Origin of the sequence: Streptomyces sp. NBC_00306, assembly GCF_036169555.1 — a bacterium.
In the GTDB taxonomy this organism is placed as follows: domain Bacteria; phylum Actinomycetota; class Actinomycetes; order Streptomycetales; family Streptomycetaceae; genus Streptomyces; species Streptomyces achmelvichensis.
The window spans coordinates 3626133-3641556 of sequence record NZ_CP108032.1; the positions used below are offsets into that span (position 1 = coordinate 3626133).

At 72.7% G+C, this 15424-nt stretch carries 12 protein-coding genes; 2 read left to right on the top strand and 10 right to left on the bottom strand.

The features are described from left to right. Positions 1-318: 318 nt before the first annotated feature. Complete coding sequence (locus OHA05_RS16015) at positions 319-1419, top strand: citrate synthase 2 (protein ID WP_313945686.1); 1101 nt, start codon at positions 319-321, stop codon at positions 1417-1419. A gap of 39 nt (positions 1420-1458) precedes the next feature. Here the strand turns inward: OHA05_RS16015 and OHA05_RS16020 are convergent, their stop codons facing one another. From OHA05_RS16020 to OHA05_RS16065, 10 genes are all read right to left on the bottom strand, one after another. Next, entirely contained in the window at positions 1459-2469 is a 1011-nt protein-coding gene (locus OHA05_RS16020; RefSeq protein WP_328860985.1) for an isopenicillin N synthase family dioxygenase, read from the bottom strand. Positions 2470-2731: 262 nt separating this feature from the next. Continuing rightward, positions 2732-3319 carry a TetR/AcrR family transcriptional regulator gene (locus OHA05_RS16025; RefSeq protein ID WP_327683029.1) on the bottom strand — a complete coding sequence of 196 codons (588 nt, stop codon included), beginning with the start codon at positions 3317-3319 and terminating at the stop codon, positions 2732-2734. Beyond that, positions 3307-4041, bottom strand: coding sequence for an enoyl-CoA hydratase family protein (locus tag OHA05_RS16030; RefSeq protein WP_328860986.1), 735 nt, complete (start codon positions 4039-4041; stop codon positions 3307-3309). Before OHA05_RS16030 ends, OHA05_RS16025 begins: the two co-directional genes overlap by 13 nt. After that, the gene (locus OHA05_RS16035) at positions 4038-5627 is read right to left on the bottom strand and encodes a 4-coumarate--CoA ligase family protein (protein WP_313945682.1); all 1590 of its coding nucleotides are present in this window, start codon (positions 5625-5627) and stop codon (positions 4038-4040) included. Before OHA05_RS16035 ends, OHA05_RS16030 begins: the two co-directional genes overlap by 4 nt. Before the next feature lie 41 nt (positions 5628-5668). Further along, positions 5669-6796, bottom strand: coding sequence for an acyl-CoA dehydrogenase family protein (locus OHA05_RS16040; protein WP_328860987.1), 1128 nt, complete (start codon positions 6794-6796; stop codon positions 5669-5671). Continuing rightward, entirely contained in the window at positions 6793-8706 is a 1914-nt protein-coding gene (locus tag OHA05_RS16045; protein ID WP_328860988.1) for an acetyl/propionyl/methylcrotonyl-CoA carboxylase subunit alpha, read from the bottom strand. The genes OHA05_RS16040 and OHA05_RS16045 overlap by 4 nt, the downstream gene beginning before the upstream one ends. Positions 8707-8716: 10 nt before the next feature. Continuing rightward, a complete protein-coding gene (locus OHA05_RS16050) occupies positions 8717-10339 on the bottom strand; it encodes an acyl-CoA carboxylase subunit beta (RefSeq protein WP_328860989.1) in 1623 nt (540 codons plus the stop codon). Then, positions 10336-12096 carry an acyclic terpene utilization AtuA family protein gene (locus OHA05_RS16055; RefSeq protein WP_328860990.1) on the bottom strand — a complete coding sequence of 587 codons (1761 nt, stop codon included), beginning with the start codon at positions 12094-12096 and terminating at the stop codon, positions 10336-10338. Before OHA05_RS16055 ends, OHA05_RS16050 begins: the two co-directional genes overlap by 4 nt. Then, the gene (locus OHA05_RS16060; RefSeq protein WP_328860991.1) at positions 12093-12884 is read right to left on the bottom strand and encodes a TIGR03084 family metal-binding protein; all 792 of its coding nucleotides are present in this window, start codon (positions 12882-12884) and stop codon (positions 12093-12095) included. Before OHA05_RS16060 ends, OHA05_RS16055 begins: the two co-directional genes overlap by 4 nt. A 216-nt stretch (positions 12885-13100) precedes the next feature. Beyond that, the gene (locus tag OHA05_RS16065; protein ID WP_328860992.1) at positions 13101-14045 is read right to left on the bottom strand and encodes an EamA family transporter; all 945 of its coding nucleotides are present in this window, start codon (positions 14043-14045) and stop codon (positions 13101-13103) included. 123 nt (positions 14046-14168) lie between these two features. Between OHA05_RS16065 and OHA05_RS16070 the strand changes: the two genes are divergently transcribed. After that, positions 14169-15017 (top strand): LysR family transcriptional regulator, encoded by an 849-nt coding sequence (locus OHA05_RS16070; protein WP_328860993.1) that lies wholly within the window; start codon positions 14169-14171, stop codon positions 15015-15017. Positions 15018-15424: the final 407 nt, after the last annotated feature.

Sequence of the window (15424 nt, forward strand, 5' to 3'; positions counted from 1 at the left end):
CGTCGTCGGTCACGGGCTCATCCTGCCGCAGCGCCCGCTTCTCCCCGGCACCCAGTGCCGGGGATCCTGACAGGGGATTCGACACGGGAGTGGCACCGGGGAGGCGGGAGTGTGCCGGATGTCACGCTTCCCCGCATCGTCCGGACCCGCCAAAATCTTGCCTCGGGCCACTGTGGCTCCCCGACAGCAGGGGATATCGTGCCTGCCTCCCCGGCGTTGGGGTGACCGCCCGTCGCCCGGGGCATCACCAGGGTGACCGGTCCACGATCACGCACCGGCCGACCCGCACCCGCCGTACGCATCCCGAGGAGCCGCCTGATGTCCGACTTCGTACCAGGACTCGAAGGAGTCGTCGCGTTCGAGACGGAGATCGCCGAACCCGACAAGGAGGGCGGCTCGCTCCGCTACCGCGGCGTCGACATCGAGGACCTGGTCGGCCAGGTCTCGTTCGGCAATGTGTGGGGCCTGCTGGTCGACGGGGCGTTCAACCCGGGGCTGCCGGCCGCCGAGCCGTTCCCCATCCCGGTCCACTCCGGCGACATCCGCGTCGACGTCCAGTCGGCGCTGGCGATGCTGGCGCCCGTGTGGGGGCTGCGGCCGCTGCTCGACATCGACGCGGAACAGGCCCGCGAGGATCTCGCCCGGGCCGCCGTCATGGCGCTGTCCTACGTGGCACAGAGTGCCCGTGGCCAGGGCCTGCCGATGGTGCCGCAGCGCGAGATCGACAAGGCACAGACCGTCGTCGAGCGGTTCATGATCCGCTGGCGCGGTGAGCCGGACCCGCGGCATGTGAAGGCCGTCGACGCCTACTGGACCTCGGCCGCCGAGCACGGCATGAACGCCTCCACCTTCACCGCCCGTGTCATCGCCTCCACCGGCGCCGACGTCGCGGCGGCGCTGTCGGGCGCGGTCGGCGCGATGTCCGGGCCGCTGCACGGCGGTGCGCCCTCCCGTGTGCTCGGCATGATCGAGGAGATCGAGCGGACGGGCGACGCGACGGCGTACGTCAAACGGACCCTCGACAACGGCGAGCGGCTGATGGGCTTCGGCCACCGGGTCTACCGGGCCGAGGACCCGCGCGCCCGCGTCCTGCGGCGTACGGCCAAGGAGCTGGACGCGCCGCGCTTCGAGGTCGCGGAGGCCCTGGAGAAGGCCGCGCTGGAGGAGCTGCACAACCGTCGCCCGGACCGGGTCCTGGCGACGAACGTGGAGTTCTGGGCGGCGATCATGCTGGACTTCGCCGAGGTTCCGGCGCACATGTTCACCTCGATGTTCACGTGCGCGCGCACCGCGGGCTGGTCGGCGCACATCCTGGAGCAGAAGCGCACGGGCCGGCTGGTCCGTCCCTCGGCCCGGTACGTGGGCCCGGGCACGCGCGGCCCGCAGGAGATCACGGGCTACGACGACATCGCCCGCTGATCCCCCTGCGCGTCCGCCCGTTCGATCCCCGTCCCGCGGTCAGGCCGCCGGCTCCAGCAGTTCCGCATGGTGCCGTGCGGCGACCAGCGGGTGGGCGCGCAGCTTGCCCTTGAGCTCGTTCTTTCCGTACTCCGCGAACAGCGGGTTCGCGGGGTCCGCCGTGACGCCGGGGGCGTGCGCCGCGTACGGGAAGGCGAGCGGCTCGACACGGGCGTCCAGGCGCGGGTTGTAGAAGAACGGCACGGAGTACCGCTCGGTGGCGCCGGGCGGGCTCACCACCCGGTGGTGGGTGGCCTTCAGATAGCCGTCGGTCGCGACTTCGAGGAGCTCGCCGAGGTTGACCACGAAGGCCCCCGGCAGGGGCGGTACGTCGTGGAACACGCCGTCCTCGCGCTCGACCTGGAGGCCGCCGACGCTGTCCTGGTGGAGCAGGGTCAGAAAGCCGTAGTCCTTGTGCGCGCCGACGCCCTGGCCGCCCCCGTCCGCCGGACTGCCGGGGTAGCGCACCAGCTTGAGGTGGATGTGGGCGCGGTCGCCGAAGAGGTGGTCGTAGAAGTCCGCCGGGGCGCCGATGGAGACGAGCAACTCGTGCAGCAGCCGCTCGGCCACCGCGCTCAGCCGGTCGATCCAGCCGAGCGCCGCGGTGCGCAGCTGCGGCAGGGCGGCGGGCCACTGGTTGGGGCCCTCCAGCCACCAGTACCCGGGCTCGCCGGGCGCGGGGACGCGGGCGGGCCGCTCGGCGCCGATGTCGAGCTGGTCGCGCCAGTCCTGGCTGCCGCCGGTGCGTTCGTCGCCGATGCGCGTGTAGCCGCGGAAGTGCGGCGAGTTGACGTTGTCGATGGCGAGCCGGTCGGCCTCGGGCAGGGCGAAGAAGGCGCGCATGGTGCTGTTGAGCGCGGCCGTCTCGGCCTCGGTGACGCCGTGACCGGTGAGCTGGAAGAAGCCGACGTCATGGGCGGCGCTGTGCAGCTGGGCGTGCAGCAGCGCGCGGGCCTGGGGGCCGCGGTCGGCGGCGGAGAGGTCGATGACGGGGAGCTGAAGAGAGGACATGAGTGCTTCCGCGGGGTGTACGGGATCCCACGGGGCCGCCGGGGGTGGTGGCGGGGCCGCGGGTGCGCCGGGGCGAACGGGATGGGCGGCCTGTCGCAGGGACGGGCCCGAGGTCAGACGGAGCGCCGACAGCCCATGCTCGTGACGCGGACGTAGTCCACGTGACGGCGTCGTACCAGCAGAAGCATGGGCCCAGGATACTGCGCGGGCCCCGAACGTCCTGTGGCGCGGGTCACACCGCCGCCGGTGGTGCGCGGCCCCGTCAGCCCAGCGTCTCGTCCAGCAGGGCGGCCCACTGCGCGACGACCCGTTTCCTGCGGGCGGTGTCGTCGGTGAGCAGGTTCGCCAGCCCCAGGCCGCGGGCCATGTCGAGCAGGCCCTGGACGGTCTCGCGCACGCCGGGCCGCGACTCGTCCACACCCAGGAGCTGGACCGCGATGCGGTGGGTCTCGCGCCCGACCCTGGCCTCCAGTTCGGTGACCCGCGGGCGCAGCTGTTCCTCGTTGGACGCGGCGACCCACAGATGCAGCGCGGCACGGAACAGCGGCCCCGTGTAGAGGCCGACGAGGGCCTCGACGACCGCCGCGCGGTCCTGGCCCGGCAGCGAGCGCAGGGCCGAGGACCGTTCCTCGGCGACGTACTCCACGGCGGCCGTGAACAGGTCCTCGCGGGTCGGGAAGTGATGCTGCGCCGCACCCCGGGAGACGCCCGCGCGCTCGGCGACCACGGAGACCGTGGAGCCTGCCCAGCCGTGCTCGGCCAGGCAGGCGACGGCGGCCTCCAGCAGGCGCTGCCGGGTGGCCCGGCTGCGGTCCTGCTTGGGGGCCTTCGACGTGGCTACAGCTCCCATACGGGATCCCGGCGTTCGATGAAGGCGGTCATGCCCTCCCGGGCCTCGGCCGACGCGAACAGGGACGCCGAGCGCTGCACCAGATCCTCCGCATCCCGCTCGAACGCGTCCAGCACCCGCGCGGTGACCAGCCGTTTCGACGCGGCCAGCCCCTGCGGGGAGGCCTTGCGCAGCCCGCCGAGAAGCGGCGCGAGTCCCTCGTCCACATCGTCGGCGGCGAGCGTCAGCAGTCCGATACGGGCCGCCTCCGCCGCGTCGAAGCGCTCCCCGGTCAGGTAGTAGCGCTCGGCGGCCCGCGGGTCCAGACGCGGCAGCAGCGGCAGCGAGATCACGGCCGGCGCGACCCCGATACGGACCTCGGTGAACGCGAAGTCCGAGTCGCTGGAGGCCACCGCCATGTCGCAGGCGCCGAGCACCCCGAGCCCGCCGGCGCGGGTCTTCCCGCTCACCCGGGCCACGACCGGTTTGGGCAGGGTGACGATCTGCCGCAGCAGGTCGACGAAGGTGTACGGGTTGGGCGGGGCCTTGAGATCGGCGCCCGCGCTGAAGGTGCTCCCGGTGTGGGTGAGCACCACCGCGCGTACGGCGTCGTCCTTGGCACAGTCGGCCAGCGCCTGCGCCAGGTCGCCGACGAGCCGCGCCGACAGGGCGTTGCGGTTCGCGGGCGAGTCCAGCGTCAGGGTGGTGATGCCGCGCTCGTGCGCGATGGCGACCAGCGTCACGTGTTCTCCCTTTCCCGGTCCCTCAGTTCACGCCGGAGAATCTTCCCCGAGGCGGCACGCGGGACCCCGCCGATGAACGAGACACGGCGGATCTTCTTGTAGGGGGCGACGCGCTCGGCGACGAAGGCGATGATGTCGTCCTCCGTCAGCTCCTCGGCGCCCGGCTGCCGTACGACGTACGCCTTCGGGATCTCGTTCCCGTCAGTGTCGTACACCCCGATGACCGCCGCGTCGGCGATCCCCTCGTGACCGAGCAGCAGCGCCTCCAGCTCCGCGGGCGGGACCTGGAAGCCCTTGTACTTGATCAGCTCCTTCACGCGGTCGACGACGAACAGCCAGCCGTCCTCGTCGACGCGTCCGATGTCGCCGGTGCGCAGCCAGCCCTCCTCGTCGATCATCGCCGCGGTGGCCTCGGGGCGGCCGAGGTAGCCCTTCATCACCTGCGGTCCGCGGATCGCGACCTCGCCCTCCTCGCCCGGTCCGACGTCCTTGCCCGGGTCGTCGAGGGAGACGAGCCGCAGTTCGGTGGAGGGGATGAGCTTGCCGACGGTGCCGGGCGGCGGGTTCTCGGCGCCGAGGGGGACGACATGGGTGCCGGGCGACAGCTCGGTCATGCCGTACGCCTGGCCGATGGGCGGCAGGCCGAGCCGTTTGGAGCAGGCGGCGGCCAGCTCGGCGTCCAGGGGCGCCGCGGAGCAGATGATGTACTCCAGCGACGACAGGTCGTACTGGGCGACCGCCGGGTGCTTGGCGAGTGCGAGGACAACCGGCGGAGCGACGTACAGCGCGGTGATGCGGTGCTTCTCGATCGCCGCGAGGAAGGTGTCCAGCTCGAAGCGGGGCAGGACGACGACGGTGGAGCCCTGCCGCAGCGGCGCGTTCATCAGCGCGGTGAGGCCGTAGATGTGGAAGAACGGCAGCACGGCGAGGATGCGTTCGCCCGGGTTCATCGGGATGAGCGGGGAGAGCTGCGCCAGGTTGGTCGCGATGGAGCGGTGGGTGAGCATCACCCCCTTGGGGATGCCAGTGGTGCCGGAGGAGTACGGCAGGGCGGCCACGTCCTCGGCGGGGTCGATGACGACCTCGGTGTCGGGCGCGTCCGAGACGATCATGTCGAGCATGCTGGTGTGCCCGTCGGCCCGGTCGCAGACGAAGATCTCCTCGATGCCGGCGGCCAGTTCGGCGGCCCTGCGGGCGACTTCGAGCAGCGGTGAGACGGTGAAGATCCAGCGGGCGGAGGAGTCCCGCAGCTGCTTGGCGAACTCCTCCGCGGTGGCGAGCGGATGGACGGTCGTGACGGACGCGCCGGCGCGGGTGGCCCCGTAGAAGACCGCGGGGTACGCGACCGTGTTGGGGCTGTGCAGGGCGAGGACGTCGCCCTTGCGCAGCCCCGCCTCGGCGAGTGCGGCGGCGATCCGGCGGTGGAAGAGGTCGAGCTGGGTGTAGGTGACGGTGGTGCCGTTCACCCCGTCGATCAGCGCGATCGTGTCCCCGAACTCGGCGGCCCGGTGGAGCACCGCGTCGTGGATCGGCTCGCTGACGGCAGGGACGTCTGCGTACTCACTGCTGAACACGGTTACCGGCATGGTCGGCCCCCTCGCTGTGTGGACGGCCAGAATCGCCTCTGTCAGTACGACTTGGGGAGACCCAGGGACTGGTGGGATACGTAATTGAGGATCATCTCGCGGCTGACCGGGGCGATCCTGGCCACGCGGGAGGCCGTGACCAGCGAGGCGAGGCCGTACTCCCGGGTCAGGCCGTTGCCGCCGAGCGTGTGGACGGACTGGTCGACCGCCTTCACACAGGCCTCCCCCGCCGCGTACTTGGCCATGTTGGCGGCCTCGCCCGCGCCGAGGTCGTCCCCGGCGTCGTAGAGGGCGGCGGCCTTCTGCATCATCAGCCGGGCCAGTTCCAGTTCGATGTGGGAGGCGGCCAGGGGGTGGGCGATGGCCTGGTGGGCGCCGATGGGGGCCTTCCAGACCTGGCGGTCCTTGGCGTAGGAGAGGGCCGTGGCGAGCGCGTACCGGCCCATGCCGATGGCGAACGCGGCGGTCATGATGCGCTCGGGGTTGAGACCGGCGAACAGCTGGAGCAGTCCGGCGTCCTCCTCGCCCACGAGCGCTTCGTGCGGCAACCGCACGTCGTCGAGGACCAGCTCGAACTGCTTCTCGTGCGCCTGGAGTTCCATGTCGATCTGCGAGCGCCGGAAGCCGTCGGCGTCCCGGGGGACGATGAACAGGCACGGCTTGAGGCTGCCGGTCCGCGCGTCCTCGGTCCGCCCCACGATCAGCGTCGCGTCGGCGATGTCGACACCCGAGATGAAGACCTTGCGCCCGGTGAGGGACCAGCCGTCCTCGGTCCGGTGCGCGGTGGTCGTGATCCGGTGCGAGTTGGACCCGGCGTCCGGCTCGGTGATGCCGAAGGCCATCGTGAGGCTGCCGTCCGCGAGGCCGGGCAGCCAGGTGCGCTTCTGCTCCTCGGTGCCGAAGCGGGCGATCACGGTGCCGCAGATCGCGGGCGAGACGACCATCATCAGCAGCGGACAGCCCGCTGCCCCCAACTCCTCCAGCACGATGGAGAGTTCGGCCATGCCACCGCCCCCGCCGCCGTACTCCTCGGGCAGGTTCACCCCGAGGTAGCCGAGCTTGGCGGCCTCCGCCCACAGCTGTTCGCGGTCGTATCCGCGGCCGTGCCGCTTCCCGAGCGCGGCGACGGCGGCACGCAGGTCCTTGTGCTCCTGGCTTTCTACGTTCATGACGCGGTGACCTCCTGGGTGGCTTCCGCCGGCGCTTCGTCGACGACGGCGAGCAGGGCGCCGACCTCGACCTGGCGGCCGGTGACGGCGTGGAGCGCGGTGAGCGTGCCGGAGGCGGGCGAGACGATGCGGTGCTCCATCTTCATGGCCTCCAGCCAGATGAGCGGCTGCCCCTTGTCGACCCATGAGCCCTCGCCGATGCCCTCGGCGAGGCGGACGACGGTTCCGGGCATCGGGGCGAGCAGCGAGCCGGGTTCGGTGCGGTCCTCGGGGTCGGGGAAACGGGGCCGCGCGGTCAGCGTGTGGGACCCGGCCGGGCCCTCGACGTGCACGGTGGCTCCGTACGCGGTGACGTCCCAGGCGCGGACGACGCCGTCCGTCTCCAGGACGACGCGTCCGGGAGCGGTGTCGAGGACGCGCAGCCCCGGCATGTCCTCGACGGTGTAACCGCCCCCGCGGGCGGGCCGGTAGCGGACCTCGTGCTCGCCGCCGGACCGGTCCGTCCAGGTCTTGGTCTGTGCCTGCGCCGGAAGGTTGCGCCAGGCGCCGCCGAAGCGGCCCCCTCGTGCGGCGGCGTCCGCGAGCGATGCGGCGACGGCGGCGACGGCGGCGTCGAGCGCGGGCCGGGTGAGGGCGTCGAGATGCCGGTCGTAGAACCCGGTGTCGAGCTGTCCGGACGCGAAGTCCGGGTGTTCCAGGGAGCGTACGAGCAGCTCCCGGTTGGTGACCGGGCCGTGCACCCGCGCCCGGCGCAGGGCGTGCGCGAGCCGGCGGACGGCCTGCTGCCGGGTGGGCGCCCAGGCGATGACCTTGGCGATCATGGGGTCGTAGTGGACGCCGACGGTGTCGCCGTCGGCGTACCCGGTGTCCAGACGGACCCCGGGGTCCACGTCGAGCCGCCGCAGGGTGCCGGTCTGCGGCGCCCAGCCGCGGGCCGGGTCCTCCGCGTACAGCCGGGCCTCCACGGCGTGGCCGTTCGCGGCCGGCGGGTCCGCGGGCAGTGCCTCGCCCTCCGCCACCCGGATCTGGAGGCCGACGAGGTCGATGCCGAACACCGCCTCCGTGACCGGGTGTTCGACCTGGAGGCGGGTGTTCATCTCCAGGAAGTGGGCGGTGCCCGCCGGGGAGACGAGGAACTCCACCGTGCCGGCGCCCACATATCCCACGGCGCGCGCCGCGGTCACCGACGCCTCGTGGAGCGAGGCCACCAGAGCGGGCGCGAGTCCCGGTGCCGGGGACTCCTCGATCACCTTCTGATGGCGGCGCTGGAGTGAGCAGTCCCGGGTGCCGAGGGCCCAGACGGTGCCGTGCGTGTCGGCGAGGATCTGGACCTCCACATGGCGGCCCGCCTCGACGTACGGTTCGACGAAGACCTCGCCGTCGCCGAAAGCGCTCAGCGCCTCGGCGCGTGCCGCCTCCAGTTCCCCGGCGAGGGCGTCCAGCGAGCGCACGATCCGCATACCGCGGCCGCCACCGCCCGCCGCCGCCTTCACCAGGACCGGCAGATCGGCCTCGGTGACCTCGCCCAGGGGCGCGAGGCCCATCAGCTCCTTGGCCCGGGTCTTCGACGCCATCGCCTCGATCGCGGCCGGCGGCGGCCCGATCCACACGAGTCCCGCGTCCGCCACCTCCTGCGCGAACGCGGCGTTCTCGGACAGGAATCCGTACCCCGGGTGCACCGCGTCGGCGCCCGCGGCGAGCGCCGTCTTCACGATCAGGTCGCCGCGCAGGTAGGTGTCGCCGGGGGCGGCCCCGGGGAGCCGTACGGCGGCGTCCGCCTCCCGTACGTGCAGGGCGGAGGCGTCCGCGTCGGAGTACACGGCGACCGTCGCGATGCCGAGTTCACGGCAGGTCCGGAAGACCCGGCAGGCGATCTCGCCGCGGTTGGCGACCAGGACAGTGGAGATCATCGTCAAGCCCTCACATCCGGAAGACGCCGAAGCCGCCGCGCGCGCCTTCGACGGGGGCCGTGTGGATCGCGGACAGGCACAGACCCAGCACCGTGCGGGTGTCGCGGGGGTCGATCACCCCGTCGTCGTACAGCCGTCCCGACAGGAACATCGGCAGCGACTCCGCCTCGATCTGCTGCTCGACCATCGCGCGCAGTCCGGCGTCGGCCTCGTCGTCGTACGGCTGTCCCTTCGCCGCCGCGGAGGCGCGCGCCACGATGGAGAGCACACCGGCGAGCTGCTGGGGGCCCATGACCGCGGACTTGGCGCTCGGCCAGGCGAAGAGGAAGCGCGGGTCGTAGGCCCGGCCGCACATGCCGTAGTGCCCGGCGCCGTAGGAGGCGCCCATCAGCACGGACAGATGCGGGACCTTCGAGTTCGACACCGCGTTGATCATCATGGCGCCGTGCTTGATGATGCCGCCCTGCTCGTACTCCTTGCCGACCATGTAGCCGGTGGTGTTGTGCAGGAACACCAGCGGTACGTCACGCTGGTTGGCGAGCTGGATGAACTGCGCCGCCTTCTGCGACTCGGCGCTGAACAGCACGCCCTGCGCGTTGGCGAGAATCCCCACGGGATAGCCGTGCAGGGACGCCCAGCCGGTCACCAGGCTCGGCCCGTACAGCGGCTTGAACTCGTCGAAGTCGGAGCCGTCCACGATCCGCGCGACGACCTCGCGGGGGTCGAAGGGCGTCTTCAGATCCTCGGGCACGATCCCGAGCAGCTCCTCCTCGGCGTACTTGGGGTCCCCCATGCCGGAGGCCAGGGGAAGCTCGGTCGGACCCGGATCGGGCTGCGCCTTGCGCCAGTTGAGCCGTGCCACGATCCTGCGGGCCTGGCGCAGCGCGTCCGGTTCGTCGACCGCGAAGTAGTCCGCGAGGCCCGAGGTGCGGGCGTGCATCTCCGCGCCGCCGAGCGACTCGTCGTCGCTCTCCTCACCCGTGGCCATCTTCACCAGCGGCGGACCGCCGAGGAACACCTTGGACCGTTCCTTGATCATCACGGTGTGGTCGGACATGCCGGGGACGTACGCGCCGCCCGCCGTCGAGTTGCCGAACACCACCGCGATCGTCGGAATGCCGGCCGCCGACAGCCGGGTCAGATCGCGGAAGATCGCCCCGCCCGGGATGAAGATCTCCTTCTGCGAGGGCAGGTCCGCGCCGCCGGACTCGACCAGCGAGATGCACGGCAGCCGGTTGGCGTACGCGATCTCGTTCGCCCGCAGGATCTTCTTCAGCGTCCACGGGTTGGAGGCCCCGCCGCGTACGGTCGGGTCGTTCGCGGTGATCAGGCACTCGACGCCTTCCACCACCCCGATGCCGGTCACCGTGGACGCGCCCACCGGGTAGTCGCTCCCCCACGCGGCGAGCGGGGACAGCTCCAGGAACGGTGTGTCGGGGTCCAGCAGCAGCTCGATCCGCTCCCGCGCCAGCAGTTTGCCGCGGGAGCGGTGCCGGGCGACGTACTTCTCCCCGCCGCCCGCCAGTGCCTTCGCATGCTCGGCGTCCAGGTCGGCTAGCCGCCCGAGCATGGCCTCGCGGCGGGCCGCGAACTCGGGGGCCGCCGGGTCGACGGCCGAGGAGAGCACGGTCACAGCAGTACCTCCGGGATGTCCATGTACCGGGAGCGCAGCCACTCGCCGAGCGCCTTGCCCTGGGGGTCGAAGCGGGCCTGCGCCGCCACGCCCTCGCCGAGGATGCCCTCGACCGTGAAGTTGAGGGCGCGCAGCCGCGGCAGGACGTGGCGTACGACGGTGAGGTCGGCGGTCTCGGGGAGCAGGGCCCGGAAGCGGTCCACGGTCAGTTCGTGGGCGAGCCAGCGCCAGGCGTCGTCGGTGCGGGCCCACACCCCGACGTTGGCGTCGCCGCCCTTGTCGCCGCTGCGCGCACCGGCGACGAGGCCGAGGGGCGCTGCGCGGCGGGGGCCGTCGGGCAGCGGTTCGGGCAGCGCGGCGGCGGGTTCGGTGGCGGGGTCTGCCGCGGGCTCTCCTGCGGGGTCCGCCGCCGGGTCGAACGGCTCGGTGTCGGCGGGGAGGGCGGCCGGCGGGATCTCGCAGCGCCGCCCGTCGGGCAGTACGGCGATGTGCGGGACGGAGGCCGCGTCCACGTGCTCCGCGTCGAACACTCCGTACGGAGCGCCCTTTCCGGGCGGGGCCGTCACATGGAAGCCCGGGTAGCTGCCCAGCGCGAGTTCGATCGCGGCTCCGCTGACGGCGCGGCCGACCTTATCGGGGTCGCTGTCCCGCACGACGAGTCGCAGATAGGCGCTCGCACGCTCCTCGGTGTCGCCGTCGGGCCGCTCGGTGCGGGCGAGTTCCCAGCGCACCTCGGCCGGCCGGTGCTTGCCGAACGCGTCCTCCAACTGGTCCCGCACCAACTGGGCCTTGGCCTCGATGTCGAGCCCCGTCAGTACGAACACGACCTCGTTGCGCCAGCCGCCGATGCGGTTGAGCCCGACCTTGAGGGTGGGCGGCGGGGCCTCGCCGCGTACGCCCGAGATCCGCACCCGGTCCGGGCCCTGCTGTTCCAGCCGTACGGTGTCGAGACGGGCGGTGACGTCGGGGCCCGCGTAGCGCGCGCCTCCCGTCTCGTACAGCAGTTGGGCCGTGACGGTGCCGACGTCGACGAGGCCGCCGGTGCCCTCGTGCTTGGTGATGACGGACGTGCCGTCGGCGTGGATCTCGGCGAGGGGGAAGCCGGGGCGGCGCAGCACACGGGCGTCGTGACCGGCGAAGAAGGCGTAGTTGCCGCCGGTGGCCTGGGTGCCGCACTCCAGCACATGGCCGGCGACGACGGCGCCCGCGAGCGCGTCGAGATCGTCGGGGCCCCAGCCGAAGTGGGCGGCCGCCGGGCCGGTGACAAGCGCCGCGTCGGTGACCCTGCCGGTGACGACGACGTCCGCGCCGGCGCGCAGACAGGCGGCGATACCCGCGCCGCCGAGATAGGCGTTGGCGGTGAGCACCTGCGGGCCCCAGCCGCGGCCGAGCAGATCGTCGCCCTCGACATGGGCGACCTTCACGGGCACGCCGACACGCTCGGCGAGGGCGCGGACGGCGTCCGCCAGCCCGGCCGGGTTGAGCCCGCCCGCATTGGCGACGATTTTGACACCACGTTCGTGGGCGAGGCCGAGGCTCTCCTCCAGCTGCTTGAGGAAGGTCTTGGCGTAGCCGAGAGAGGGGTCCTTCAGACGGTCGCGGCCGAGGATGAGCATGGTCAGCTCGGCGAGATAGTCGCCGGTCAGGACATCGAGGGGCCCGTCGGTCAGCATCTCGCGCACGGCGTCGAAGCGGTCGCCGTAGAAGCCGGACGCGTTCCCGATACGCAGGACGTCGCCGGCGCCCGAGGCGGTCACCGGGCCTCCTTGGGGGCACGGCCCAATCCCGCCGGTCCCGCGAAGGCCTGGGCGATGTCGAGCCACCGGTCGGCGTCGTCGCCCTCGGCCCGCACGGCGAGGTCGGCGCGGTGGGCCCGTTGGGTGACGAGCAGGCAGAAGTCGAGCGCCGGCCCGCTGACCTTCTGCTCCGCGTCCGCCGGTCCGTACGTCCACACCGCACCGCCGGGCGCGGTGAGTTCCACGCGGATGGGCGCCGTGGGCGGGGTCAGCGAGCGGACGCCGAAGGCATAGTCGCGGGCACGGACGCCGATGTACGCGACGTGGCGCAGTCGGTCGGTCGGCTCGCGTACGGCTCCGAGCGCGTCGGCGATGTCCTGTCCGTGCGCCCAGGTCTCCATCAGCCGCCCGGTCGCCGTGGAGGCGACGCTCATGGGCGGCCCGTACCAGGGGAAGCGACTGCCGGCCGGCGCCGCGCGCAGGGCCGTCTGCAACTGCTCGCGCCCCTCGCGCCAGCGGGCGAGCAGCTCGGCGGGCGGCTGCGCGGCTCCCTGCTCGGCGCCCTCGTCGACGAAGGAGTACGGCGCGGCGAACGCCTTCTCCGTCTCGACGGCGAAGGCCTCGGCGTCGGTGACGGCCAGCAGGGCCGCGGCATCGGTCCAGGCGAGGTGCGCGATCTGGTGGGCGATGCTCCAGCGCGGCGCGGGCGTGGGCCGCGCCCAGTCGTCGGCGCTCAACCCCCCGACGAGCCGGTCGAGTTCATCGCTCTCGCTGCGCAGATCGTCCAGGACGACGGTCGGGTCGGACACGGTGGCGCTCCCTCGGGACACGACGGTGTGTGCCCGGAGCATGGCAGCGCGCAGAGAAACAATCAAGCGTGCTTGCTTTGATTTCTGCGGGGATCTGCCGCCGTGTCACGGCCGTGGTCGGCCCGGCGTGCTGGGGTCGGGTGGAACCCAGCTGCGGGGGTCGGGTGGAACCCGGCTGCTGAGGGCCGGGCGGCAGGGCGCTCCCGACTGCCCGGCCTACTGGGGCTGTTTCGCCACCTGGGTCCGCACCGCACCCATGCTCGCCCCGATGACCAGCGCGATTGCCATCGCGTCGATCAGGGACAGGCCCTGGTGCAGGACGAGGAAGCCGGCCGTCGCGGCGATCGCCGGCTCCAGGCTCATCAGGACCGCGAACGTCGGTGCGGGCAGCCGTCGCAGCGCCAACAGCTCCAGCGTGTACGGGAGAACGGACGACATCAGCGCGACGGCGAGCCCGAACGCGAGAGTCGACGGCACGATCAGTTTCGACCCGGCCTCCGCGATGCCCAGCGGCAGACTCAGGAGAGCACCGACGGCCATCGCCAGCGCCAGTCCGTCCGCCTGCGGGAAACGGCGTCCGGTACGGGCGCTGAAGACGATGTACGCGGCCCACATCGCGCCCGCGCCCAGCGCGAACAGCGCGCCGACGGGATCGAGCCGGTCGAAGCCGCCGCCACTGAGCAGCACCACACCGCCCAGAGCAAGCCCCGCCCAGACCAGATTGATCATCCGCCGCGACACGATCACCGACAGCGCCAGCGGACCGAGGACCTCGAAGGTCACGGCCGCACCCAGCGGAATCCGGTCGGCGGCCTGGTAGAAGAGGATGTTCATGGCGCCCATGGCCGCGCCGAACGCCACCACCGTGCCCCAGTCGGCACGCGAGTGGCCGCGCAGCTTCGGGCGGCACACGACGAGCAGGACGACGGCGGCGAGCACGAGCCGCAGGGTGACCACGCCGAGTGCCCCGGCGCGCGGCATCAGCATCACCGCGACGGCGGCACCGAACTGGACGGACAGCGCACCGGCGACGACGAGGGCGACCGGGCCGAGGGTGCGGCCGCCGCGGCCGGCGTCCCGTGCCGAGCGGGCCGCGCTGCCGTCGAGGGCGGCCGCGGCCTCCGGTTCGGTGACGACGACAGTGGTGCGCGCTTCGTCCACCGGAACCTCCCTGATCGGCCGGGCCGTGGCGCCTCACCCCCGGCCTGCTGCGGCCCTCCCCACGCTACGACTCCTCCGCCGCCGCGTGAAATGCCGACTGTGCTGCCGTTATGCTCCACGCGCATGAGCATCGAGATGCGCCATCTCCGCTGCTTCCTCGCCATCGCCGAGGAGTCCAGCGTGACCAGGGCCGCGGTCCGGCTGCACCTCACCCAGCCCGCCGTCTCGCGCGCCCTGGCCGCGCTCGAGAAACAGCTCGGCACACGGCTGGTGGACCGCTCCACGCACCATCTCGCGCTCACCCCCGAGGGGCGGGTCTTCCGCGACAAGGCGGCCGCGGCGGTCGCCGCCTTCGACGAGGCACTGGACACCGGCAGGCTGCGGCGCCGACCGCTGCGGCTGGGGCACGCCTGGTCCGCCCTCGGGCCGTACACCACCCCGCTGCTGCGCCGCTGGGAACGGGAGCACCCCGAGACCCCGCTGGAGCTCTTGCGGATCGACGACCGCACCGCCGGGCTGGTCCGCGGCGAGGTGGACGCGGCGGTCCTGCGGGGCCCGGTGGACACACCTGGCCTGGTCACCGAGCTGCTGTTCACCGAGTCCCGGGTGGCCGCGGTCACCTCGGACGGCCCGCTGGCGGCGCGCCCGTCCCTGACGTTGGCGGAGCTGACGGACGCCCCGATGATCCTCAACACGGTCTCGGGTCTGACGACGCTGGACCTGTGGCCGCCGGAGTCCCGGCCGGGGACGACGGTGACGGTCGCGAACACGGACGACTGGCTGACGGCGATCGCGGCGGGGAGGGGGGCGGGGGTGTCGGTGGCGTCGACCGCGGCGATGCATCCGCACCCGGGGGTGACGTACCGCCCCCTGACGGACGCGCCCCCGGCCCGCGTCATGCTGGCCTGGCGCGCGTCGTCCCCGCACCCGGCGCTGCGGGAACTGCTGGCGCTGGCGCGCGAGCTGACATGACCGCGGGTGCGGACCACTGGTCGGGGCTCGGCCCCGAGCCCCGCTGAGCCGGACAAGGTGCCCGGCGTCTCGAGGCTGTCCGGCGATCGAGGACACGGCCGCAGGGGGTGCCGCCGCAACGAAAGCCGCCAGCCACTTGTCGGGGCTCCGCCCCGAACCTCGCGCCTCAAACGCCGGCGAGGCTGAATGTGCGACCACCAGCCCGTCCGGGCCGAGCCGGACAACGCGTCCCGCAAACCCAGCCCGTCCGGCGATTGAGGACACGACCGCAGGGCGTGCCGCCGCAACGAAACCCGCAGCCACCGGTCAGGGCTCCGCCCCGAACCCCGCACCTCAAACGCCGGCGAGGCTGAATCTGCAGCCACCAGCCCGTCCGGCGGTGAGGACACGACCGCAGGGCGTGCCCC

Coding starts and splice junctions, on each gene's coding strand:
- OHA05_RS16035 (WP_313945682.1), bottom strand. CDS start 5,627: ATGCCGGTAACCGTGTTCAGCAGTGAGTACGCAGACGTCCCTGCCGTC.
- OHA05_RS16040 (WP_328860987.1), bottom strand. CDS start 6,796: ATGAACGTAGAAAGCCAGGAGCACAAGGACCTGCGTGCCGCCGTCGCC.
- OHA05_RS16025 (WP_327683029.1), bottom strand. CDS start 3,319: ATGGGAGCTGTAGCCACGTCGAAGGCCCCCAAGCAGGACCGCAGCCGG.
- OHA05_RS16045 (WP_328860988.1), bottom strand. CDS start 8,706: ATGATCTCCACTGTCCTGGTCGCCAACCGCGGCGAGATCGCCTGCCGG.
- OHA05_RS16070 (WP_328860993.1), top strand. CDS start 14,169: ATGAGCATCGAGATGCGCCATCTCCGCTGCTTCCTCGCCATCGCCGAG.
- OHA05_RS16020 (WP_328860985.1), bottom strand. CDS start 2,469: ATGTCCTCTCTTCAGCTCCCCGTCATCGACCTCTCCGCCGCCGACCGC.
- OHA05_RS16015 (WP_313945686.1), top strand. CDS start 319: ATGTCCGACTTCGTACCAGGACTCGAAGGAGTCGTCGCGTTCGAGACG.